This window comes from Pantoea sp. T14, assembly GCF_036663535.1.
Taxonomy (GTDB): domain Bacteria; phylum Pseudomonadota; class Gammaproteobacteria; order Enterobacterales; family Enterobacteriaceae; genus Pantoea; species Pantoea phytostimulans.
Genome location: NZ_JAWUEB010000027.1, coordinates 931,742 through 954,510, shown reverse-complemented (window position 1 = coordinate 954,510; position 22,769 = coordinate 931,742). Strand labels below are relative to the sequence as shown.

Annotated in this window: 20 protein-coding genes; 14 read left to right on the top strand and 6 right to left on the bottom strand. The window is 48.1% G+C overall.

Going from position 1 to position 22,769, the window contains the following annotated elements; all coding sequences use genetic code 11:
• Positions 1 to 220: 220 nt before the first annotated feature.
• Together purU and SC127_RS22530 are read right to left on the bottom strand one after the other, a co-directional pair.
• Positions 221 to 1,069: a formyltetrahydrofolate deformylase gene (gene purU / locus SC127_RS22535; protein ID WP_243077812.1), complete on the bottom strand. Its 849-nt coding sequence runs from the start codon at positions 1,067 to 1,069 to the stop codon at positions 221 to 223.
• Between the two features lie 56 nt (positions 1,070 to 1,125).
• Positions 1,126 to 1,581 (bottom strand): YchJ family protein, encoded by a 456-nt coding sequence (locus tag SC127_RS22530; protein WP_243077813.1) that lies wholly within the window; start codon positions 1,579 to 1,581, stop codon positions 1,126 to 1,128.
• Between the two features lie 97 nt (positions 1,582 to 1,678).
• On the opposite strand from SC127_RS22530, the gene rssA reads away from it, so the two are divergent.
• The 5 genes from rssA to SC127_RS22505 all read left to right on the top strand — a co-directional run bounded on the left by rssA (position 1,679) and on the right by SC127_RS22505 (position 7,186).
• Entirely contained in the window at positions 1,679 to 2,584 is a 906-nt protein-coding gene (gene rssA, locus SC127_RS22525; RefSeq protein WP_243077814.1) for a patatin-like phospholipase RssA, read from the top strand.
• 99 nt (positions 2,585 to 2,683) lie between these two features.
• Positions 2,684 to 3,700, top strand: a complete 1,017-nt coding sequence (gene rssB, locus SC127_RS22520) for a two-component system response regulator RssB (RefSeq protein WP_215846669.1) — start codon at positions 2,684 to 2,686, stop codon at positions 3,698 to 3,700.
• Between the two features lie 192 nt (positions 3,701 to 3,892).
• Complete coding sequence (gene galU, locus SC127_RS22515) at positions 3,893 to 4,801, top strand: UTP--glucose-1-phosphate uridylyltransferase GalU (RefSeq protein WP_215846670.1); 909 nt, start codon at positions 3,893 to 3,895, stop codon at positions 4,799 to 4,801.
• A gap of 22 nt (positions 4,802 to 4,823) precedes the next feature.
• Entirely contained in the window at positions 4,824 to 6,164 is a 1,341-nt protein-coding gene (locus SC127_RS22510) for a UDP-glucose dehydrogenase family protein (protein WP_332628226.1), read from the top strand.
• 14 nt (positions 6,165 to 6,178) lie between these two features.
• Complete coding sequence (locus tag SC127_RS22505; RefSeq protein ID WP_332628224.1) at positions 6,179 to 7,186, top strand: NAD-dependent epimerase; 1,008 nt, start codon at positions 6,179 to 6,181, stop codon at positions 7,184 to 7,186.
• A 101-nt stretch (positions 7,187 to 7,287) separates the two neighbouring features.
• Here SC127_RS22505 and hns read toward each other — a convergent pair whose 3' ends face one another.
• Positions 7,288 to 7,695 (bottom strand): histone-like nucleoid-structuring protein H-NS, encoded by a 408-nt coding sequence (gene hns / locus SC127_RS22500; RefSeq protein ID WP_332628273.1) that lies wholly within the window; start codon positions 7,693 to 7,695, stop codon positions 7,288 to 7,290.
• A 426-nt stretch (positions 7,696 to 8,121) separates the two neighbouring features.
• Here hns and tdk point away from each other — a divergent pair, with 426 nt between their 5' ends.
• Positions 8,122 to 8,742 carry a thymidine kinase gene (gene tdk, locus SC127_RS22495; RefSeq protein WP_332628222.1) on the top strand — a complete coding sequence of 207 codons (621 nt, stop codon included), beginning with the start codon at positions 8,122 to 8,124 and terminating at the stop codon, positions 8,740 to 8,742.
• A 56-nt stretch (positions 8,743 to 8,798) separates the two neighbouring features.
• Here the strand turns inward: tdk and adhE are convergent, their stop codons facing one another.
• Positions 8,799 to 11,486, bottom strand: coding sequence for a bifunctional acetaldehyde-CoA/alcohol dehydrogenase (gene adhE / locus SC127_RS22490; RefSeq protein ID WP_332628220.1), 2,688 nt, complete (start codon positions 11,484 to 11,486; stop codon positions 8,799 to 8,801).
• Between the two features lie 460 nt (positions 11,487 to 11,946).
• Here adhE and SC127_RS22485 point away from each other — a divergent pair, with 460 nt between their 5' ends.
• From SC127_RS22485 to oppF, 7 genes are all read left to right on the top strand, one after another.
• Positions 11,947 to 12,594 carry a YchE family NAAT transporter gene (locus SC127_RS22485; RefSeq protein WP_370661485.1) on the top strand — a complete coding sequence of 216 codons (648 nt, stop codon included), beginning with the start codon at positions 11,947 to 11,949 and terminating at the stop codon, positions 12,592 to 12,594.
• A gap of 611 nt (positions 12,595 to 13,205) precedes the next feature.
• Positions 13,206 to 14,795, top strand: a complete 1,590-nt coding sequence (locus tag SC127_RS22480; protein ID WP_332628218.1) for an ABC transporter substrate-binding protein — start codon at positions 13,206 to 13,208, stop codon at positions 14,793 to 14,795.
• A gap of 161 nt (positions 14,796 to 14,956) precedes the next feature.
• Positions 14,957 to 16,597, top strand: coding sequence for an oligopeptide ABC transporter substrate-binding protein OppA (gene oppA, locus SC127_RS22475; RefSeq protein WP_243077818.1), 1,641 nt, complete (start codon positions 14,957 to 14,959; stop codon positions 16,595 to 16,597).
• A gap of 91 nt (positions 16,598 to 16,688) precedes the next feature.
• Complete coding sequence (oppB, locus tag SC127_RS22470) at positions 16,689 to 17,609, top strand: oligopeptide ABC transporter permease OppB (RefSeq protein WP_215846676.1); 921 nt, start codon at positions 16,689 to 16,691, stop codon at positions 17,607 to 17,609.
• A gap of 14 nt (positions 17,610 to 17,623) precedes the next feature.
• The gene (gene oppC / locus SC127_RS22465; protein ID WP_243077819.1) at positions 17,624 to 18,532 is read left to right on the top strand and encodes an oligopeptide ABC transporter permease OppC; all 909 of its coding nucleotides are present in this window, start codon (positions 17,624 to 17,626) and stop codon (positions 18,530 to 18,532) included.
• Positions 18,533 to 18,543: 11 nt separating this feature from the next.
• Positions 18,544 to 19,557: an ABC transporter ATP-binding protein gene (locus tag SC127_RS22460; protein ID WP_215846678.1), complete on the top strand. Its 1,014-nt coding sequence runs from the start codon at positions 18,544 to 18,546 to the stop codon at positions 19,555 to 19,557.
• Positions 19,554 to 20,555, top strand: a complete 1,002-nt coding sequence (gene oppF, locus SC127_RS22455; RefSeq protein WP_243077820.1) for a murein tripeptide/oligopeptide ABC transporter ATP binding protein OppF — start codon at positions 19,554 to 19,556, stop codon at positions 20,553 to 20,555. The genes SC127_RS22460 and oppF overlap by 4 nt, the downstream gene beginning before the upstream one ends.
• 45 nt (positions 20,556 to 20,600) lie before the next feature.
• Here oppF and SC127_RS22450 read toward each other — a convergent pair whose 3' ends face one another.
• Entirely contained in the window at positions 20,601 to 20,924 is a 324-nt protein-coding gene (locus SC127_RS22450) for an HI1450 family dsDNA-mimic protein (RefSeq protein WP_215846680.1), read from the bottom strand.
• A gap of 44 nt (positions 20,925 to 20,968) precedes the next feature.
• On the bottom strand, positions 20,969 to 22,429 hold the full coding sequence (cls, locus tag SC127_RS22445) for a cardiolipin synthase (protein WP_215846681.1): 1,461 nt from the start codon (positions 22,427 to 22,429) through the stop codon (positions 20,969 to 20,971).
• A gap of 162 nt (positions 22,430 to 22,591) precedes the next feature.
• Here cls and SC127_RS22440 point away from each other — a divergent pair, with 162 nt between their 5' ends.
• A complete protein-coding gene (locus SC127_RS22440; protein WP_215846682.1) occupies positions 22,592 to 22,765 on the top strand; it encodes a YciY family protein in 174 nt (57 codons plus the stop codon).
• Positions 22,766 to 22,769: the final 4 nt, after the last annotated feature.

Sequence of the window (22,769 nt, the reverse complement as noted above, 5' to 3'; positions counted from 1 at the left end):
GGAGAAGGATTCGAACCTTCGAAGTCTGTGACGGCAGATTTACAGTCTGCTCCCTTTGGCCGCTCGGGAATCCCACCATGGCCTGAATCTTTGTGCCTGAAGGCGGGGCGCATCATACCAAATGGGCAATGGGTGTAAAGCGCCCATGTTGAAATGATGAATCGTTTGCCCACTTTTTACGCGTAGCGCTGAATTCCCAAGCAATTCAGCGCTAAAGCGTTTAAAGAATAATCGTGCGGTTGCCGTAAACGAAAACGCGTTGGCCAAGAACTTTATATAATGCATTGCTTAATACATTTTTTTCTACGTCGCGACCGGCTCGCATCATCTCATCCGCGGTATAGCTGTGATCCACATTAATCACGTCCTGCATGATGATTGGGCCTTCATCAAGATTATCATTCACATAGTGCGCGGTTGCGCCGATGATTTTAACGCCGCGTTCATAGGCTTGATGATAAGGGCGCGCCCCGATAAAGGCAGGCAAAAACGAATGGTGAATATTGATAATTTGATTGGGGTAACGCTGAACAAAAGCGGGCGTTAATACGCGCATGTATTTCGCTAATACCACGTAATCGGGCTGATACCGATCAATCTCTTCTACCATGCGGTTATCATGCTCTTCACGCGTCAATCCTTCATGGCTTACCAGCGCAAAAGGAATATCGAAGCGTTCAACTAAAGAACGTAAAGTATCGTGATTACCAATAACAGCCGCAATTTCCATATCCAGACCGCCAAAAGCACTTTTCATCAGCAGATCGCCAAGACAATGCGCTTCTTTAGTCACCAAAATTACAACGCGACGACGTCCAGCGCTGTGTAATTCGCGGACTGAACCTTGGGGCAGGGCACTATCTAAATCGGCTAGCAGTGTGTTGTCGTTAAAAATCCCTTCCAGCTCAGTGCGCATAAAGAAGCGCCCGGTGCGATGATCAACAAACTCATTGTTTTGCACGATATTGAGTTCGTGCTTGTAACAAATATTAGTGATTTTGGCGATCAGACCTTTTGCATCGGGACAAATGGTACGTAGAACTTTTCTTTGCATGGTTTGCGCTTGCATCTCAATAAGAGTCCTGTCAAAGCATTAAGGGTAAAACTGTTGTGCTGGTGGCTCACTCAGCCGCAACACTTCTTGTATTTTTTATCGGAGCCACACGGGCAGCGATCGTTGCGCCCTAACTCCGGCGCTGTTCCATCAACATAGTACCAGCGTTGATCCTCGCGAAGAAAGCGTGAACATTCATAGAGAGCGTGAATGCTGTTTTTTTCGCGGTATCGCGCAAAAAAGGTAACGAAAGCTTCATTATCATGGCTTCCGATAATACAACGAGTTACATTCAGACTTAACCATTCGGTGCCGGGAAAACTTTCAGATAAAAGCCCTGCAAGAGTGGATTCACGTTTGGCTGGATGCCAGGTCGAGACAAGGTAAGCAGCATCTTGCTTAGCATAAGCGCTGTAACGTGAACGCATGAGTTGTTCAGCAGTTGCCGGGGTTTGATTGCCTTTCAGAAAGGGCTCACAACATAGGCTATACTGCTTTCCGCTGCAGCAGGGGCACTTTTCAGACACGTAAGCTCCTGAGAGTGTGAAGAAGAAAAAATAATAAGCGCTATGGTAGCCGACCCCAAGCTGCGAAGCTATGTATTGAAGCAGGACCAGAGAACAGATGAGAAAAGTAAAAGTTGGATTGGCACTGGGTTCAGGCGCAGCCAAAGGATGGGCACATATAGGTGTAATCAAGGCCCTTGAACGCGCAGGCATTGAAATTGACGTTGTTGCTGGATGCTCTGTCGGGGCTTTAGTCGGTTCGGCTTACGTGAATAACCGATTAGCCGTGATGGAAAAGTGGGTCAGCGCCTTTAGCTATTGGGATGTCATTCGTCTGATGGATGTCTCCTGGCAACGCGGCGGATTACTGCGCGGTGAGCGGGTATTTAATCACATCCGACAGTTGATCCCACATGATTCTATTGAAGCCTGTAACAAGCCTTTTGGTGTCGTGGCGACCAATCTCAGCACAGGGCGGGAATTGTGGCTTACGGAAGGTGATCTTCATCAGGCTGTGCGTGCTTCCTGTAGTATGCCAGGCTTATTACCACCTGTCGGCTACAATGGTTATTGGTTAGTCGATGGCGCGGTAGTCAATCCTGTTCCTGTCTCGCTGACGCGAGCGATGGGTGCTGATATCGTTATTGCTGTTGATCTTCAACATGATGCACACTTAATGCAGCAAGACTTGTTATCGGTTACACCGCAAAACAGTGAGGAAGAAGCTGCTGCGGCTGCGTTAGACTGGAGAAGTAAACTGCGTCAGCGTCTGGTGAATTTTACCCAGCGTCGCGCATCACAAACGCCTGGAGCGATGGAAATTATGACAACATCAATTCAGGTTTTGGAAAATCGCCTTAAACGCAACCGCATGGCAGGTGATCCTCCCGATGTTCTTATTCAGCCGTTTTGTCCGCAAATTTCCACACTGGACTTTCATCGTGCCGAAGAAGCTATTGAGGCAGGTAAGGCCGCTGTTGAGAAAAAAATGGATGAACTTTTACCGCTGGTCCGTAGTAGATAATCAGGTTGTTCATTCACAGATGTCACTTCGGTCAATTCTGAAAGGCGCAACTGCGTTTTATGAACCACTATTGAATTATCTGGTACGCAGGGGGAGAGAATGGAAAAACCACTAATCGGCAAAAAGATACTCATTGTCGAAGATGAGGCCGTTTTCCGTTCGTTGCTGGACCAATTTTTGTTATCGATGGGTGCTGTGACGTTACAAGCGGAAGACGGTGTAGACGCGATAGCGCAGCTACAACAGCACACTGTTGACCTTATAATTTGTGATCTTGAGATGCCGCGTATGAACGGCATTCAGTTTGTTGAGCATATTCGGACACGGGGTAATAGTGTACCGGTGTTGGTTATTTCAGCCACAGAAAACATGGCTGACATTGCCCATGTCTTGAGATTAGGCGTACAGGATGTGCTGCTCAAACCGCTGAAAAACTTTGAACGCTTTCGTGAAGCGGTATACGAATGCCTTTACCCTTCGATGTTTACCTCTAAAGTCGAAGAGGATGAACAGCTTTTTCAGGACTGGGACGCCTTAGTTCGTGATCCCAAAGCCGCCGCAAAATTGCTTAAGCAACTTCAGCCGCCGGTACAGCAAAATATCGCCAATTGCCGCGTCAATTATCGTCAGTTAACCATGGCTGAGCAGCCGGGTTTGGTGCTGGATATTGCCGCGCTATCTGACAAAGACCTGGCTTTCTATTGTCTGGATGTTACCCGAGCAGGCGACAATGGCGTTCTGGCTGCGCTGCTCTTACGGGCGCTGTTCAATGGCTTGCTGCAAGAACAGTTGTCGGGACAAAAACAGCTGCTTCCTGAACTCAACGGTTTGCTCCGGCAGGTAAATTTACTCTTGCGGCAAGCAAACCTGAGCGGTCAGTTTCCGCTCTTAGTGGGTTATTATCACCGCGGTTTGAAAAATTTGATATTGGTTTCAGCAGGTTTGAATGCCACTTTGCATGTTCATGCCCATCAAATTCAACTCAGTAATGGGGTTCCCCTTGGCACTATGGGAAGTACCCACCTCAACCAGATCAGTCAGCGTGCAGACACCTGGCAATGCCACGTGTGGGGCGCTGGTGGCCGCATTCGTCTGATGTTATCTGCTGAAGAATAGACAGAAAAACAAAATTCTCCTGGCGCTGGAGACAGGTCCAGGAGATGGCTTTACACTTGGGTAATAGTCTTAATTTCTGCGGATTCACTTCTTCCAGGATAAATCCGTTCGATAGTAACTGATATACTCATTTCCGAATTTAAACCGACATATCAAGTATTAACTTGAACGGCCTATAAGAGAGGTATCTTAATGTCTGCCTATAAGTCCAAAGTAAAAAAAGCGGTAATCCCGGTAGCTGGTTTGGGTACACGCATGTTGCCTGCCACTAAAGCGATTCCGAAAGAGATGTTACCGCTGGTCGATAAGCCGTTAATCCAGTATGTCGTTAACGAGTGTATCGCGGCTGGAATTAATGAAATTGTGCTGGTAACGCACTCTTCTAAAAACGCCATTGAGAACCACTTCGATACCAGCTTTGAATTGGAATCAATGTTGGAAAAACGTGTTAAGCGTCAGTTGCTGGATGAAATTCAGTCTATCTGTCCTCCACATGTCACCATCATGCAGGTTCGTCAAGGTATCGCTAAAGGCCTTGGCCATGCGGTAATGTGCGCACATCCGCTGATCGGTGATGAGCCTGTTGCGGTTATTCTGCCGGATGTGATCATCGACGAATATGAATCAAATCCGACCAAAGATAACCTGGCAGAAATGCTGAGCCGTTATGAAGAGTCAGGCCGCAGTCAAATCATGGTTGAGCCTGTTGCCGATGTAACCGCTTACGGTGTGGTAGATTGCCAGGGCGCAGAACTGAACCCAGGTGAAAGTGCTCCGATGGTTGGCGTTGTTGAAAAACCAAAAGCGGCTGAAGCACCTTCAAATCTGGCTGTAGTAGGACGTTATGTTCTGTCTGCTGATATCTGGCCACTGCTGGCTAAAACGCCTCCAGGTGCGGGTGGTGAAGTTCAGCTGACTGACTCCATCGCTATGTTGATGGAAAAAGAAACCGTTGAAGCTTACCACCTGAAAGGTGTTAGCCATGACTGCGGTAACAAACTGGGCTACATGCAAGCTTTCGTTGAGTATGGTGTTCGTCACTCAGTATTGGGCAAAGATTTCTCTGAATGGCTCAATAACGAGATTGGCAACAAAAAGTAATTTATAAACACGGGATAACTCAATGAAAGTCACTGTATTTGGTATCGGCTATGTCGGTCTGGTTCAGGCTGCGGTGTTGGCCGAAGTCGGACATGACGTTCTGTGCATTGATGTCGACGAAAACAAGGTCGAAAACCTCAAAAAGGGCATCATCCCTATTTTTGAACCAGGTTTGACGCCGCTAGTAATGTCTAATTACGAAGCGGGCCGCCTTAAGTTCAGCACCGACGCTAAATTGGGCGTCGATCATGGTGTGATGCAATTTATTGCTGTGGGCACGCCACCCGACGAAGATGGTTCTGCCGATCTAAAATATGTTACTGCCGTGGCACGAACCATTGCGCAGCACATGAACGATCATAAAGTGGTTATCGACAAATCTACGGTTCCTGTTGGAACCGCAGATAAAGTGCGTTCGGTAATGGCTGAAGCACTGCAGGCGCGTGATGCTAACATCAGTTTTGATGTGGTTTCTAACCCTGAGTTTCTTAAAGAAGGTGCTGCGGTAAATGACTGCATGCGCCCAGAGCGCATCGTTGTCGGTACCGACAATGATGAGGTGGTTGAACTGTTACGCGAGCTCTATGAGCCGTTTAACCGTAACCACGATCGCATGATTTTAATGGATATCCGAAGTGCAGAACTGACTAAGTACGCCGCGAACTGCATGCTGGCGACTAAAATCAGCTTCATGAATGAGATGTCGAACCTCGCTGAGCGCTTAGGCGCAGATATTGAAAAAGTGCGCCAGGGTATTGGATCTGATCCACGCATTGGCTATCACTTCATCTATCCAGGCTGTGGTTATGGCGGCTCATGCTTCCCGAAAGATGTACAGGCACTGATTCGCACCGCTGAGTCAATTGGCTATCAACCACGCCTTTTACAGGCCGTGGAAGATGTGAATGACAACCAGAAGAATAAGCTGCCTACGTTCATTAAGCGTCACTTCGGCGACAACCTGAGCGGTAAAACCTTTGCTTTATGGGGTTTATCGTTTAAGCCGAACACCGATGACATGCGTGAAGCCTCCAGCCGTGTGCTGATGGAAACACTGTGGGAAGCGGGCGCGTCGGTTCAGGCTTTTGATCCTGAAGCAATGGATGAAGCGCAACGCATCTATGGTCACCGCAGCGATCTTAAGCTGATGGGTACCAAAGAAGCAGCATTGCAGGGCGCTGACGGGCTGGTGATTTGTACGGAATGGCAGAATTTCCGTGCACCTGACTTTGACGTCATCAAAAATGCACTGAAAGAACCCGTGATTTTTGATGGTCGTAACCTGTATGATCCAGAGCGTACAAGCAAACGCGGTTTCGTTTATTATGCAATCGGCCGCGGAGCGTCCATCAATATTGCGTAATTGACGAGGGATTTATGAACTTTCTGGTAACCGGCGCCGCAGGCTTTATTGGATTTCATGTTAGCCAACGCTTGTTGGCCGCCGGTCACCAGGTTGTCGGAATCGACAACCTGAATGACTATTACGACGTCAACCTCAAAAAATCCCGCCTCGATTTAATAAAGCACTCTCCAGATTTTAATTTTATTGAACTGGATTTAGCCGATCGTGAAGCTATGGCTTCACTTTTTCAGCAGCATCAATTCCAACGCGTCATTCATCTTGGCGCGCAGGCAGGGGTTCGTTACTCAATTGAAAATCCCGGCGCCTATGCAGATGCTAACCTCATTGGCCATCTCAATATTCTTGAAGGATGCCGTCACCATAAAATAGAGCATCTGCTCTACGCATCCTCCAGTTCGGTATATGGTCTCAACCGTAAAATGCCTTTCTCTACCGACGATAGCGTTGACCATCCTGTATCGCTTTATGCGGCGACTAAAAAAGCCAATGAGCTGATGTCGCATACCTATTCGCATCTTTATCAATTACCGACCACAGGATTGCGCTTCTTCACCGTATACGGTCCTTGGGGACGCCCCGATATGGCATTGTTCAAATTCACACGGGCGATGCTCGCCGGTGAAGCCATTGATGTTTATAACCAAGGCCAAATGAAGCGTGATTTCACTTATATTGATGACATTGCTGAAGCCATTGTGCGTTTGCAGGATGTCATTCCGCAGAAAGATGATAACTGGAGCGTAGAAACAGGCTCGCCTGCTACCAGTTCTGCGCCTTACCGTGTTTATAATATTGGTAACAGCCATCCAGTGACATTAATCAGTTACATTGAAGCAATTGAAAAAGCGCTGGGAATCACCGCCATTAAAAATTTAATGCCAATGCAGCCTGGCGATGTACTTGAAACCAGCGCCGATACGCAGGCTTTATTTGATGCGATTGGCTTTAAGCCGCAAACCAGCGTTGAAGAGGGCGTTAAGCGCTTTGTCGATTGGTATCGTGACTTTTATAAAATTTAAAGATAAAAAAAAGGAAGCCTTGGCTTCCTTTCCCTGATGTGTAAAAGGCAGGTCTGTAATCGATCAAAATGACCCGCCAAATTACGAAGCACTCACTGCTATTAAAGCAAAAAGTCTTCTAGCTGTTTACCTTGTTCTTCAAGGGCTTTTTTAATAACGGCTGGAGTACGACCTTGACCTGTCCAGGTTTTGGTTTCGCCATTTTCATCAATGTACTGATATTTTGCAGGACGTGCTGCACGCTTGGCTTTGCCTGAGGTTTTGGACTCAGCTAATGCGCTGAGCAGTTCATTAGGATCTATACCATCTGCCATCAGCATTTCACGGTATTGTTCCAGCTTACGCGTGCGCTCTGCGTTTTCCGCTTCAACTTGAGATTCTTCGTCGCGGCGTTCATTCACCACAACTTCCAGTTTCTCCAGCATTTCTTCAAGCGTTTCAACTGTACATTCTCTGGCTTGAGCACGCAGAGTGCGGATATTATTAAGAATTTTAAGTGCTTCGCTCATTGTCCTGATCTCTGAATAATGAATAAAAGAGTTGTTCTGCCCGCTAATAATAGTGTTGGCAAAAAATAACTTCAACAGCAAATTATGTTCATGAGTTAATGAGGGATATTAAATTCATCTTTGAGAGACATAACCTAAACGAGACGCTAAGAAATTACTGAGTAGAAAATTTATATATCCAGAAACCTTATATAAAATAAGGTGTCATTTATTTTATGACTAAAACTGATGATTACTGACTTAAAGACAGCTTTATGTACTTTTAGTTTCAACGAAAGTTCTCCCTCTCACTAAAATAGTGGGGCATTAATAGACGATTAGCTGAGCAGTTGTACAATACATCACCATTAATTCTCAGCGGCGTGTTTGATCGTTTGTGCTAAAATGGCCGGCATTCTGTTTCGTCCAAACTGAGATTTAGCTCTTATGGCTCAACTCTATTTTTATTATTCCGCTATGAATGCCGGGAAGTCGACTGCGCTATTACAGTCATCTTACAATTATCAGGAACGTGGTATGCGGACGTTGGTTTATACCGCGGAGATAGACGACCGTTTTGGTGTGGCTAAAGTCAGCTCCAGAATTGGTCTTTCATCACCTGCTTCGCTTTATAATTCAGAGACTAAGCTTAGCGTTGATATTGCCGCAGAACATGCGCGTCAGCCCGTGCACTGCGTTCTGGTTGATGAGAGCCAGTTCTTAACGCGCGAACAGGTTAAAGCGTTATCAGACGTCGTTGACGACCTTGATATCCCGGTGCTTTGTTATGGGTTACGCACTGATTTCCGCGGTGAGCTTTTTACGGGCAGTGAATATCTACTCGCCTGGGCTGACAAGCTAGTGGAACTGAAAACGATCTGCCATTGCGGGCGTAAAGCCAGCATGGTGCTGCGGTTAGACAGCAACGGCAAGCCTTTTAGTGAAGGAGAGCAGGTAGTGATTGGCGGTAACGAGCGCTACATTTCTGTATGCCGTAAACATTATAAGCAGGCAATTGACCAAGGCTCGCTCCAGGCTATACATGGAACACGGTCTGTTGAAACGTGATCGCGAAGTAACAGAAACAAAAAACCCGCCGCAGCGGGTTTTTTATTTATAAGCAATTACGCTTTTTTGGTTTTCTTCTCAACTTTCACGTCTTTCACCGGTTGAGCCGCAACGGCCTCTGCGATGCTTGAGAACGGTTCTACATATTCACGACCGTAGAAGGTATCCAGCATGATCTGTTTCAATTCAGCAATCAGCGGATAACGTGGGTTGGCGCCTGTACATTGGTCATCAAATGCGTCCTCTGCCAGTTTATCGACCTTCGCAAGGAAATCTGCCTCCTGAACGCCAGCTTCGCGTATAGATGTCGGGATACCCAGTTGCGTTTTCATCTCATCAAGCCATGCCAGCAGTCTTTCAATTTTCTGCGCAGTACGGTCACCTTCACGACTCAGACCTAAATGGTCAGCGATTTCCGCGTAGCGACGACGGGCTTGCGGACGATCGTACTGACTAAATGCCGTTTGCTTGGTTGGGTTGTCATTCGCGTTATAACGAATGACGTTAGCAATCAGCAGAGAGTTAGCCAGACCGTGCGGAATATGGAATTCAGAACCGAGTTTGTGTGCCATTGAGTGACAAACGCCCAGGAAAGCATTAGCAAATGCGATACCCGCGATGGTTGCCGCATTATGTACGCGCTCGCGTGCAACCGGGTTCTTAGCGCCTTCCGCGTAGCTGGTGGGTAAATTCTCTTTCAATAATTTCAAGGCTTGTAATGCCTGGCCGTCAGAGTATTCATTCGCCAGCACCGAGACATACGCTTCAAGAGAGTGAGTGACTGCATCCAGGCCACCAAAAGCGCAAAGTGAACGCGGCATATCCATCACCAAATTGGCATCAACAATGGCCATGTCAGGTGTTAAAGCATAATCAGCTAATGGATATTTTTGACCTGTTGCATCGTCAGTAACCACAGCGAATGGCGTAACTTCTGAGCCTGTACCCGATGTGGTGGTAATCGCAACCATGCGCGCTTTTACACCCATTTTTGGGAATTTATAGATGCGTTTACGGATATCCATAAAGCGCAGCGCTAACTCTTCAAAATGGGTTTCAGGATGTTCGTACATCACCCACATAATTTTGGCCGCATCCATCGGTGAACCGCCGCCTAGCGCGATAATCACGTCAGGTTTAAAGCTGTTCATCTGTTCTGCGCCTTTACGTACGATGCTGAGCGTAGGATCGGCCTCAACTTCAAAAAATACTTCTGTTTCGATGCCGTGAGATTTAAGCACGCGCGTAACCTGGTCGGCATAACCGTTATTGAACAGGAAGCGGTCGGTCACGATGAATGCACGTTTTGCGCCATCAGTAGCTACTTCTTCCAGGGCGATAGGCAGCGAACCACGACGGAAGTAGATAGACTTCGGAAGTTTATGCCACAACATATTTTCAGCTCGCTTGGCGACAGTTTTCTTATTGATAAGATGTTTGGGTCCAACGTTTTCTGAGATGGAGTTGCCACCCCATGAACCACAACCTAATGTCAAAGACGGCGCAAGTTTGAAGTTGTACAAGTCGCCGATACCACCTTGCGAAGCGGGCGTGTTAATCAAAATACGCGCGGTTTTCATTTTATCGCCGAAATAGTGTACGCGCTCAGTTTGGTTATCTTGATCGGTATAGAGGCAAGAGGTATGACCGATACCGCCCATCTCTACCAGTTTTTCGGCTTTGCTCACCGCATCCTGAAAATCTTTTGCACGATACATCGCTAATGTTGGTGAGAGTTTTTCATGGGCAAAAGGCTCTGACTCATCAACCAGTTTCACTTCGCCAATGAGAATTTTGGTATTCTGCGGCACTGAAATGCCTGCCATTTCAGCAATTTTCACTGCGGGCTGGCCGACAATGGCGGCATTCAACCCACCATTTTTCAGGATGATACCTTGAACAGCGCTTAACTCTGCGCCCTGCAGCATATAGCCGCCATGGCTTGAGAAGCGTTCACGTACGGCCTCGTAGACAGAATCCACCACAATAACGGATTGCTCAGAGGCACAAATCACGCCGTTATCGAAGGTTTTAGACATCAGGATAGAAGCGACAGCGCGTTTGATGTCTGCGGTTTCATCAATAACGACAGGGGTATTACCTGCACCCACACCAATGGCTGGCTTACCGGAACTGTAAGCGGCTTTCACCATGCCGGGGCCACCGGTCGCAAGGATCAGGTTGATATCTGGGTGATGCATTAACTGATTAGACAGTTCCACAGACGGTGTATCAATCCATCCAATGATATCTTTAGGAGCGCCAGCGGCAATAGCGGCCTGCAGGACAATATCTGCAGCTTTATTGGTGGCATCTTTTGCACGTGGATGAGGCGAGAAAATAATTCCGTTGCGGGTTTTAAGACTGATGAGTGCTTTGAAAATCGCGGTTGAGGTTGGGTTTGTGGTCGGAACGATACCGCAAATCAACCCAATCGGTTCCGCAATGGTAATCGTACCGAAAGTATCATCGGTATTTAACACACCGCAGGTCTTTTCATCTTTATAGGCGTTGTAAATATATTCAGAGGCGAAGTGATTTTTGATGACCTTGTCTTCAACAATTCCCATGCCGGATTCGGCTACAGCCAATTTTGCCAGAGGAATACGGGCGTCGGCGGCGGCGAGGGCGGCAGCGCGGAAAATAGCGTCAACCTGTTGTTGAGAAAAGTTGGCGTATTCACGCTGGGCTTTTTTTACACGTTCAACCAGTGCATTAAGTTCAGCGACATTAGTAACGGCCATGATGCTCTCCTGAAGGAAGTTAAACTTTTTAGTAAACAAGCCTGACCACTGAGTATAGTTCCGCTGCGTTAATGCGACGGTAACAGTTAAATTGTCATGCTTTTCAGCTGTTTAATAAAAAATTCATACCATTCTGGGTGGAGCGCCCTGAATGCTTTTGATGCGGAAAGATTACCTGGTTTGAGGTAGGAGAATAATGATCTGGATCAATTTACATGCAAGCTGACACCATTCAGCTAACGGAAGCGTTTGAATCAATGCATCGGTTATTAAGTAATCACCTGAATGGCGGGCATAATTTGACGTATAGCGGCATGAACCATCACGATTTTAATATCTGGATGATCAAACCATATAAAACGCAAAATGACAGAATAAATACCTGAGAGACGCGCTGGCTTAGGCTTGGCTTTTGCCTTACATTAGGCGCGATTTTTTTCATTCTGGAATGGAGTTCATCGTGAACCCTGCGCTGTTAGATTTGTCTGGTTATGTTAAGTTTTTTGTGGGCCTTTTTGCTCTGGTTAACCCGGTGGGTATTATTCCGGTATTTATCAGTATGACCAGTTATCAGGGCGCAGCCGAACGCAATAAAACCAATCTTACGGCTAACCTGGCGGTGGCGATCATTTTATGGACTTCGCTGTTTTTGGGCGATGCCATTCTGCATATATTCGGTATTTCCATTGATTCATTCCGTATCGCGGGTGGAATTCTGGTTGTCACCATTGCAATGTCGATGATTAGCGGCAAGCTGGGTGAGGATAAGCAGAATAAGCAGGAAAAAACCGAAACGGCAATCCGCGAAAGTATTGGCGTTGTGCCCTTGGCGCTACCTTTAATGGCCGGGCCAGGCGCAATCAGTTCAACAATTGTGTGGAGTACGCGTTATCACAGTTGGCTTAATTTATTAGGTTTCAGCCTTGCTATAGCGATTTTTGCGTTTTGCTGTTGGTTGTTATTCAGGGCGGCGCCGCTCATGGTGCGTGTACTTGGCCAAACCGGTATTAACGTTATTACACGCATTATGGGTTTATTGCTCATGGCACTGGGTATTGAATTTGTCGTTACCGGAATGAAAACACTTTTCCCCGGATTAGTCGGTTAAAAAAGTAAGGCTTATTTTTCCTGTAAAAGGAAAAAACGAACCATAAAGGTGCAATATTCCCTTTTGTTGCACCTTTATGATGCAGGTATTCGTCTTGCTAAACATAGCCTGCCTATTATCATATTCATTACTACAGCCTCAGCATTCAAAATAATTATGTGATAATCATCACATGATAATCCTCTGTATATTATTTTCTTCACGTTACTAAAAACCATTTTTATCTGCTAATCCCTCTTTTATTACCACTCTCTTGACGCTTTCCCGCATTATCACTAAAAAAATACATAATTGTCATTTTGTGAGCGTATTAACGTCATCATTAGGTTTTAAGTCTTATTTTTCATGTGTTTAATCTATTTTCAGGCTAAAAATTAACACTTTCGCCCAAGCAATTCTCATGATAAAAGAGAATCAGGTAACATTTTTGTTATTTTGCTTTGGCGCCCTTCGAATGCTTCTGATAATTTCGTCGCTCCAAAAAAATTTTACCGATCAGACAAAAGTGAGAACGATTTTTGCTTAAAGGCTATCGGGATTTATAAATTTAAGGTTGGCGCTGTCGAATGATTGGGATAATTAACTCGCAAAAAACTGTGATGCATTTAGCCATGAGCTTAGCGCTCGTCATGCCCCTCACTTACGCTGCAACGGTTCCTGATGACATCAAGCTTGCGCCTAATCAACAAATTGTTATTAACAATGGCAGTGAAGTGGCTTCACTCGATCCGCATAAAACCGAAGGTGTACCTGAATCAAATATTATTTTGAATTTACTTGATGGATTGGTGAATACCGACAACGCCGGCAAGGTCGTGCCGGGCGTGGCGGAATCATGGCAAAACCAGCAGGGCAAAGTCTGGGTCTTCACGCTGCGCAATAACGCCAAATGGAGCGACGGAAAACCCGTCACTGCGCAAGATTTTGTCTACAGCTGGCGCCGACTCGCCGATCCTAAAACCGCTTCGCCTTATGCAAGCTATCTTCAGGCTGCGCATTTTACGAATATAGATAACGTCCTTGATGGTAAAATGTCGCCCGAGCAACTGGGTGTAAAAGCGCTAGACGATCGGCATCTGCAAATCACCTTGAGTGAGCCCGTGCCTTACCTGGTTGCCATGCTGGCACATACCGCAATGAAACCGGTCTACGCACCCGCCATAAAACAGTGGGGTGAAGCCTGGACGCGTCCAGGACATTACGTGGGCAATGGCGCATACACCTTGAACGACTGGGTGGTGAACGAGAAAATCGTGCTGAAGCGCAATCCGCTTTACTGGAACAACGCACGCACTGTGATTGAGCAGGGCACCTTCTTACCCATTTCTTCCGAAAACAGTGACATCAATCGCTACCGCAGTGGCGGCACTGATATCTCTAACAGCGCGGTTCCGCCTGAAATGTTCAAGCGCCTGCAGGGTGAGCTTGGCGATCAGGTCAAAGTCAGCCCGCTGCTCTGCACCTTCTATTACGAGATAAATAACAAGAAGCCGCCATTTAATGATCCTCGCGTGCGCGCGGCCATCAAAATGACGTTAGATCGCGATATCATCGCCAATAAAATCATGGGACAAGGGCAAATTCCTGCCTATAGCTTAACGCCGCCCTTTACCGCAGGCATGACATTATCGCCACCGGCGTGGTTTGAGCAATCACAGCAGCAACGTAATGAACAAGCGAAGAAATTGCTCGCTGAGGCTGGTTTTGATGCTAAAAATCCACTGCGGTTCACGTTGCTTTATAACACGTCAGATCAAAATAAAAAGCAGGCGATTGCGGCGGCATCGATGTGGCAAAAAAATCTTGGCGCAACAGTTAATTTGCAAAATCAGGAGTGGAAAACCCTGCTCGAAACGCGTCACCAGGCACAATACGATGTCGTTCGCGCAACATGGTGTGCGGACTACAATGAACCTTCCACTTTCCTGAATATGCTGATCAGTAATGCCTCAATCAATACGGCTTTTTACAGCAGCGAAAATTTTGATCGGTTAATGGCTCAATCCCTTAACGCCAGTGATGAAGCACAGCGCGCAGCGCTCTATCAGCAAGCTGAAACACAACTCGACAAAGACTCACCAATTGTGCCAGTTTACTACCGCGTTAGTGTACGTCTGGTGAAACCTTGGGTGGGCGGGTTTACCGGCACCGATCCGCAAGACATGACAGACCTGAAATACTATTTCATTAAACAACATTAAGTCGCGAATTTACCTGGCGAGACAGCCGGGAAGTTAGCGACCGTAAAGGCCACCATTCGGGGTCGATGACATCCTCAGGTGCTCACACCGAGGATCCCGGAAACGGGGGACGCCAAGGCGGAACAATGCCTGGGTGAAAATAAAAAAACTGGAGTGTAATAATGAACAACATCACGAAGAAAAGCCTTATCGCAGCAGGTGTGTTCGCGGCGATGAGCGCGCTGGCAGGGAACGCTGTTCAGGCGGCATCAGTGCCATCTGGCGTTGAATTAGCGGCAAAGCAAGAACTGATTAAAGGTAATGGCGATGAAGTGCAGTCGCTGGATCCGCACAAAATTGAAGGCGTACCTGAATCAAACGTTAACCGCGATTTGTTAGAAGGTCTGTTGATCAGTGATGTTCAGGGTAAACCTGTTCCGGGCGTGGCTGAAAGCTGGGAAAATAAAGAGGCTAAAGTCTGGACTTTCCATCTCCGTAAAGACGCCAAATGGTCTAACGGTGAGCCCGTTACCGCACAAGATTTCGTCTTTAGCTGGCAGCGCCTGGCCGATCCAAAAACGGCTTCCCCTTACGCCAGCTATCTGCAGTACGGCCATCTGCTGAATGTTGATGACATCATTGCAGGCAAGAAAAAACCGTCTGAGCTGGGCGTAAAAGCCATTGATGACCACACGCTGGAAGTGACATTGAGCGAAGGTGTGCCTTATTTCTATAAGCTGCTCATTCATCCCTCTATGTCACCTGTATACAAACCAGCAATTGAAAAATTTGGTGATCAGTGGACTCAGCCGCAAAACTGGATCGGCAACGGCGCATTTAAACTGGAATCACACATTATCAACGAACGTATTACGCTGGTTCGTAACCCGCAGTATTGGGACAATGCCCATACCGTGCTGAATAAAGTGACGTTCCTGCCAATCTCTTCAGAAGTCAGCGATGTTAACCGCTACTTCTCAGATAACGGCAGTGATATGACTTATAACAACATGCCAATCGAGCTATTCAAAAAGCTACAGCGTGACAATGGCAAAGAGCTGCATGTTGATCCTTATCTCTGTACTTATTATTACGAAATCAATAACCAAAAAGCGCCGTTTACCGATCCACGCGTTCGTGCTGCGCTGAAGCTGGGTATCGATCGTGACATCATCGTAAATAAAGTCCTGGCGCAAGGCCAGATGCCGGCTTACAGCTTCACGCCTCCGGCAACCGATGGCATGGATATTCTGCCGCCAGACTGGTTCAAATGGCCGCAAGAAAAACGTAATGAAGAAGCGAAAAAATTGTTAGCCGAAGCGGGTTACACGGCGGATAAGCCGTTGACCTTCAATCTGCTGTACAACACCTCCGATTTGCATAAGAAATTGGCAATCGCAGCATCTTCTATCTGGAAGAAAAACATTGGCGTTAACATCAAGCTGGAAAATCAGGAATGGAAAACCTTCCTGGATACGCGTCATCAGGGGAACTTTGATGTTTCACGCGCAGCATGGTGTGCTGACTACAATGAACCGACTTCATTCCTGAACATTATGTTGTCAGACAGCAGCAACAACACCTCGCATTACAAGAGTGCTGACTTCGATAAAGCGGTACATGAAGCCTTAAGCGCAGCAGATGACAAAGCGCGCGCGGCAGATTATCAGCAAGCTGAACAAGTTCTTGATAAAGATTCAGTGATTGTACCGCTGTTCTATTACGTGAACGCGCGTCTGGTGAAACCTTATGTCGGTGGTTATACCGGTAAAGATCCACTGGACAACGTCTACGACAAAAACTTGTATATCATTAAACATTAATAGCACACAGGCTATCGGCAGCGGCGGCGCTTCTCGCGCCGCCTTTTTTAGTTTTATTGCGTTGTGAAGCAACAGCCTGGTGGATACGGCAATGTTAAAATTCATTCTGCGTCGATTGCTTGAAGCAATCCCGACGCTCTTCGTCTTGATTACGATCTCATTTTTTATGATGCGCCTGGCGCCCGGCAGCCCATTCAGCGGCGAGCGCACATTATCGCCAGAAGTCATGGCCAACATTGAGGCGAAATATCACCTCAACGATCCGATCGGTAAGCAATATCTGGATTATCTGGTTCAGCTCGGTCATGGCGACTTTGGCCCATCATTTAAATACAAAGATTACTCCGTGAACTACCTTGTCGCCCATGCCTTCCCGGTTTCGGCCAAGCTTGGACTGGCGGCCTTTTTGCTGGCAATGGTGCTGGGTGTGACGGCGGGTGTGGTCGCCGCTTTGCGGCAAAACAGCCTATGGGATTACGCCGTGATGGGGGTGGCAATGACCGGCGTGGTGATACCCAGTTTTGTGGTCGCGCCGCTGCTGGTCTTGGTATTCGCGATCACGCTGAAGTGGTTACCGGGTGGTGGCTGGAACGGCGGACAATGGAACTACATGCTGCTGCCGATGGTAGCCCTTTCGCTGGCTTACATCGCCAGCATCGCGCGTATTACTCGTGGTTCGATGATTGAAGTCATGCACTCTAACTTTATTCGTACTGCCCGCGCCAAAGGCTTGCCGCTGCACCGTATCGTTTTACGCCATGCGCTGAAACCCGCACTGCTGCCTGTTATCTCCTATATGGGACCGGCTTTTGTCGGCATCATCACCGGTTCAATGGTGATCGAGTCTATTTACGGTCTGCCAGGCATAGGCCAGCTGTTCGTCAATGGCGCATTAAACCGCGATTACTCGCTGGTCATGAGCCTGACGATTCTGGTCGGTGTGCTTACCATTGTATTTAACGCGATTGTCGACGTGCTTTATGCCGTCATCGATCCAAAAATTCGCTACTGATTCTGGAGTTCGCCATGATGTTGAGTAAGAAAAACAGCGAAGCTCTTGATGCATTCAGTGAAAAACTGGAAGTAGAAGGGCGCAGCCTTTGGCAGGATGCGCGTCGCCGCTTTATCCATAACCGTGCAGCATTGATCAGTTTGTTGGTTCTGCTGTTGATTACGCTGTTTGTCATCATTGCACCGATGCTGTCGCAGTTCGCCTATGACGACACCGATTGGGGCATGATGTCCGCAACGCCAGACACCACGTCAGGACACTGGTTTGGCACCGACTCTTCGGGACGTGACTTGTTAGTGCGCGTTGCCATTGGCGGTCGAATTTCCTTGATGGTAGGGATTGCTTCCGCGTTGATCGCGGTGATTGTCGGCACGTTATACGGTTCGGTTGCCGGTTATCTCGGCGGGAAAACTGACTCGGTCATGATGCGTATTCTTGAAATACTGAACTCATTTCCGTTCATGTTCTTCGTCATTTTGCTGGTGACTTTCTTTGGCCGTAACATTTTGCTGATCTTTGCCGCCATCGGCATGGTTTCGTGGCTGGATATGGCACGTATTGTACGTGGTCAAACCCTGGGACTAAAACGCAAAGAGTTCATAGAAGCAGCGCATGTTGGCGGCGTCTCAACGTTCAACATTGTGTTACGTCATATCGTGCCGAACGTGCTTGGCGTGGTGGTGGTGTACGCCTCTTTGCTGGTGCCGAGTATGATTCTGTTCGAATCATTCCTGAGCTTCCTCGGCTTAGGTACGCAAGAGCCGCTCAGCAGTTGGGGTGCGTTGCTCAGTGACGGCGCCAATTCAATGGAAGTCTCTCCGTGGCTGCTGTTTTTCCCGGCGGGTTTCCTGGTCGTTACGCTGTTTTGTTTTAACTTTATCGGCGATGGCCTGCGTGATGCCCTCGACCCGAAAGATCGTTAAGGAATTTCCCGATGACTATTCATGAATTTCAGCCAGCCCTGGCTGCCCGTTCGGGAAGTGATCTGCTGTTAGATGTTAAAGATTTACGCGTCACCTTCGATACGCATGATGGCGATGTCACCGCCGTTAATGACCTGAATTTCTCACTGCGTGCTGGCGAAACGCTGGGTATTGTCGGCGAGTCTGGTTCAGGCAAATCACAAACCGCTTTTGCATTAATGGGGCTGTTGGCGAAAAACGGCCGCATCGGCGGTTCGGCGATGTTCAACGGCAATGAGATTCTCAATCTGCCCGAGAAAAAGCTAAATAAACTGCGTGCCGAGCAGATTGCCATGATCTTTCAGGATCCCATGACATCGCTCAATCCCTATATGCGCGTGGGTGAGCAGTTGATGGAAGTGCTTAAGCTACACAAGGGCATGAACAGCGCACAGGCGTTTGAAGAGTCAGTGCGCATGCTAGACGCAGTAAAAATGCCGGAAGCGCGCAAGCGCATGAAGATGTATCCGCATGAGTTTTCTGGTGGTATGCGTCAGCGCGTCATGATCGCTATGGCGCTGATGTGTCGTCCAAAGTTGCTGATTGCAGATGAACCTACTACAGCGTTGGATGTGACAGTGCAAGCGCAGATCATGACGTTGCTGAACGATCTGAAGCGTGAGTTCAACACGGCCATTATCATGATCACCCATGATCTGGGTGTCGTGGCCGGGATCTGCGACAAAGTGCTGGTCATGTATGCCGGACGTACCATGGAATATGGTCGTGCGCGCGATGTGTTCTATAAACCGGCACACCCTTATTCGATTGGACTGCTCAATGCCGTTCCGCGTCTGGATGCAGAAGGTGAGAGCCTGACGACCATTCCAGGAAATCCACCCAATCTGCTGCGCCTGCCGCAAGGTTGTCCGTTCCAGCCGCGCTGTCCTCACGCCATGGACATCTGTACCCAAGCGCCGCCGCTATTACCGTTTGAAGAGGGACGTTTACGCGCCTGCTTCAAACCGGTGGAGGAATTAGTATGAGCACCGTAGCTGAGAAAAGAGTGTTGCTTGAAATCGCCGACCTGAAGGTGCATTTCGATATCAAAGATGGCAAACAGTGGTTCTGGCAGCCATCAAAAAGCTTAAAAGCGGTGGACGGCGTCAGCCTGCGTTTGTACGAAGGCGAGACGCTGGGCGTGGTCGGAGAGTCAGGCTGTGGCAAATCCACCTTAGCGCGTGCGATCATCGGCTTGGTAAAAGCCACAGATGGCCGCGTTGCGTGGTTAGGGCGCGACCTGCTGGGACAAAGTGAAGAGGAGTGGCGTAAAGCCCGCAGCGATATCCAGATGATTTTCCAGGATCCGCTGGCTTCACTGAACCCGCGCATGACCATTGGCGACATCATTGCTGAGCCGCTGCGCACCTATCATCCCAAAATGGCGCGTCAGGAAGTCAAAGATCGCGTCAAAAATATGATGATGAAAGTAGGGTTACTGCCAAACCTGATAAACCGTTATCCGCATGAATTTTCAGGCGGCCAATGTCAGCGTATTGGTATTGCGCGTGCGCTGATTCTTGAGCCAAAACTGATCATTTGTGATGAGCCGGTTTCAGCGCTCGACGTGTCAATTCAGGCGCAGGTGGTCAACCTGCTACAGCAGTTACAACGTGAAATGGGCTTGTCACTGATTTTTATTGCGCACGACCTGGCTGTCGTGAAGCATATTTCCGATCGTGTCCTGGTGATGTATCTCGGACATGCTGTGGAATTAGGCACTTACGATGAGGTTTATAGCAATCCGCAGCATCCTTACACCAAAGCGTTGATGTCAGCGGTGCCCATTCCCGACCCGGATCTGGAAAAGAACAAGCAGATTCAATTGCTGGAAGGTGAGCTGCCTTCGCCAATTAATCCGCCATCCGGCTGCGTATTTCGCACCCGTTGCCCGATTGCTGGACCAGAGTGTGCGAAAACGCGTCCATTACTGGAAGGCAGTTTCCGCCATGCTGTCTCTTGCCTCAAGGTCGATCCGTTATAAAACAAAACGCCGGGCAGTTGCCCGGCGTTTTTTCATCATTGGCGCTTATTCACGCCACAAGATATGGCACAGTTTATTGTCTTTCTCGCGGCACAGCAGAACGCGCGCAAACACATCAGTGATCGGTTCACCGTCCGCTTCACCTAATCCGATCACGACTTCTGCGAAGAAGTCTGGATTCAGATCGTAATCAACATGTTCAGACCAGTCTTCAGACGGATCGAACAATTCTGCGCCGCCACGCTCTTCGAATTGTAAATTGAAGAGGATGATATCCGCCGGATCGAGGTTGTCACCTGCCAGTTCGAGAAAAATATCGTAAGCCTGTTCCAGGGTTTCGTCTTCGGTAAGGCGATTATTTAAATCCATGATCTATCCTGTTGCCCAAGGGCGTTTACACAATTTTGCTCGTTTTACAGTAAAGGACTAAAGAAGTAAAACAGTCGTTCAACGATACGTTGCCACCAGGCACGTTTCGCCCAGCGCTTGCCATCCAGCAGTCTTGAGCGGGCGATGTAATCATCCTGAACACAAGCAAGGTCGCTGCCAAAGCCTGCATCATCGACCACTAAGGTGATCTCAAAGTTGAGCCATAAGCTGCGCATATCCAGGTTAACCGTACCGACCAGGCTGAGTTGCCCATCAACCAGCACGCTTTTGGTATGCAGCAAGCCATCCTCAAACTGATAAATCTTAACACCCGCTTCCAGCAACTCACTGAAAAAGGCGCGGCTGGCCCAGCCTACCAGCAGTGAATCATTGTGGCGTGGTACCACAATGCTAACATTCACGCCACGTAAAGCTGCGGTGCAGATCGCATGTAACAGATCGTCGCTGGGCACGAAGTAGGGCGTGGTCATGATCAATTGCTCACGCGCGGAGTAAACTGCGGTTAACAAAGCCTGATGAATCATGTCCTCGGGAAAACCTGGACCCGAGGCGATAACTTGTACCGTGTGACCACTCTCTTTTTCGAAAGGCATGATGTTGCGATCGGGTGGCGGCGGAAGAATGCGTTTGCCGGTCTCAATTTCCCAGTCACAGCTAAAGACAATGCCCATTGCGGTAGCCACGGGGCCTTCCATGCGCGCCATCAAATCGACCCATTGTCCTACGCCTGCGTCCTGTTTGAAAAAGCGTGGGTCCACCAGATTCATGCTACCGGTGTAAGCAATATAGTTGTCGATTAATACTACTTTGCGGTGCTGGCGGAGATCCATACGGCGCAGAAACACACGCAACAAGCTGACCTGCAACGCTTCGACCACATCAATGCCCGCATTGCGCATCATTCCTACCCAAGGGCTGCGGAAGAACGTTACGCTGCCCGCTGAATCCAGCATCAGACGGCAATGTACGCCACGCCGTGAGGCAGCCATCAACGACTCAGCAACTTCATCCGCCAGGCCACCGGGATGCCAGATATAGAACACCATTTCAATGTTATGACGAGCGAGCTGAATATCACGAATCAGCGCCTGCATGACTTCATCGGAGCTGGTTAACAGCTGTAGCTGGTTGCCTTTTACGCCTGCAATGCCCTGACGGTTTTGACACAGCTGAAAAAGTGAGCGTGCTACGTCGCTGTGTTCGGTGGCAAATATTTCACGACATTGTTTAAGATCGTTCAGCCACCTTGCGGTTGAAGGCCACATGGTGCGCGCACGCTCGGCGCGCCGTTTACCTAAATGTAGCTCGCCGAACGACAGATAAGCGATAATGCCAACCAACGGCAGAATATAGATAATTAACAGCCAGGCCATGGCTGAGGTCACGGCACGACGCTTCATCAGTACTCGCAGCGTGACTCCGGCAATCAGTAGCCAGTAGCCAAACAGCAATAACCAACTGATAAGCGTGTAAAAAGTGGTCATTAAGTGGACGTCCTGTTCGCGCTTTGGTCTGAGAAGTTTACGTGCAGATGTCGGTCAGTGAAACCCTTTATCGTTGACCCTTCACGATAAGAGATACGATTTGGCATTGGCGTACAGATCTCTATAATGCGTCCGCGTGATATCGATGTCAGAGAGGAAGTCATGAGACGAAGCAAAAATGAAGTAGCTCGCTGGAGAATGTTACGTCAGGCTCACCGCCGCCGCTCGCGTTGGCTGGAAGGGCAGTCACGACGCTATAAGCGCATTCACGGCATTCGGCATCAACTTGCTCAGCAGCAACGTCGTTCCATTCTGTTCATTACGCAAATTTTATAAAATA

Excerpts from the sequence above, each read along its gene's own strand:
- purU (WP_243077812.1), bottom strand. The coding sequence starts at position 1,069 with ATGCAAGCGCAAACCATGCAAAGAAAAGTTCTACGTACCATTTGTCCC.
- rssA (WP_243077814.1), top strand. The coding sequence starts at position 1,679 with ATGAGAAAAGTAAAAGTTGGATTGGCACTGGGTTCAGGCGCAGCCAAA.
- rssB (WP_215846669.1), top strand. The coding sequence starts at position 2,684 with ATGGAAAAACCACTAATCGGCAAAAAGATACTCATTGTCGAAGATGAG.
- galU (WP_215846670.1), top strand. The coding sequence starts at position 3,893 with ATGTCTGCCTATAAGTCCAAAGTAAAAAAAGCGGTAATCCCGGTAGCT.
- SC127_RS22510 (WP_332628226.1), top strand. The coding sequence starts at position 4,824 with ATGAAAGTCACTGTATTTGGTATCGGCTATGTCGGTCTGGTTCAGGCT.
- SC127_RS22505 (WP_332628224.1), top strand. The coding sequence starts at position 6,179 with ATGAACTTTCTGGTAACCGGCGCCGCAGGCTTTATTGGATTTCATGTT.
- hns (WP_332628273.1), bottom strand. The coding sequence starts at position 7,695 with ATGAGCGAAGCACTTAAAATTCTTAATAATATCCGCACTCTGCGTGCT.
- tdk (WP_332628222.1), top strand. The coding sequence starts at position 8,122 with ATGGCTCAACTCTATTTTTATTATTCCGCTATGAATGCCGGGAAGTCG.
- adhE (WP_332628220.1), bottom strand. The coding sequence starts at position 11,486 with ATGGCCGTTACTAATGTCGCTGAACTTAATGCACTGGTTGAACGTGTA.
- SC127_RS22480 (WP_332628218.1), top strand. The coding sequence starts at position 13,206 with ATGAGCTTAGCGCTCGTCATGCCCCTCACTTACGCTGCAACGGTTCCT.
- oppA (WP_243077818.1), top strand. The coding sequence starts at position 14,957 with ATGAACAACATCACGAAGAAAAGCCTTATCGCAGCAGGTGTGTTCGCG.
- oppB (WP_215846676.1), top strand. The coding sequence starts at position 16,689 with ATGTTAAAATTCATTCTGCGTCGATTGCTTGAAGCAATCCCGACGCTC.
- oppC (WP_243077819.1), top strand. The coding sequence starts at position 17,624 with ATGATGTTGAGTAAGAAAAACAGCGAAGCTCTTGATGCATTCAGTGAA.
- SC127_RS22460 (WP_215846678.1), top strand. The coding sequence starts at position 18,544 with ATGACTATTCATGAATTTCAGCCAGCCCTGGCTGCCCGTTCGGGAAGT.
- oppF (WP_243077820.1), top strand. The coding sequence starts at position 19,554 with ATGAGCACCGTAGCTGAGAAAAGAGTGTTGCTTGAAATCGCCGACCTG.
- SC127_RS22450 (WP_215846680.1), bottom strand. The coding sequence starts at position 20,924 with ATGGATTTAAATAATCGCCTTACCGAAGACGAAACCCTGGAACAGGCT.
- cls (WP_215846681.1), bottom strand. The coding sequence starts at position 22,429 with ATGACCACTTTTTACACGCTTATCAGTTGGTTATTGCTGTTTGGCTAC.
- SC127_RS22440 (WP_215846682.1), top strand. The coding sequence starts at position 22,592 with ATGAGACGAAGCAAAAATGAAGTAGCTCGCTGGAGAATGTTACGTCAG.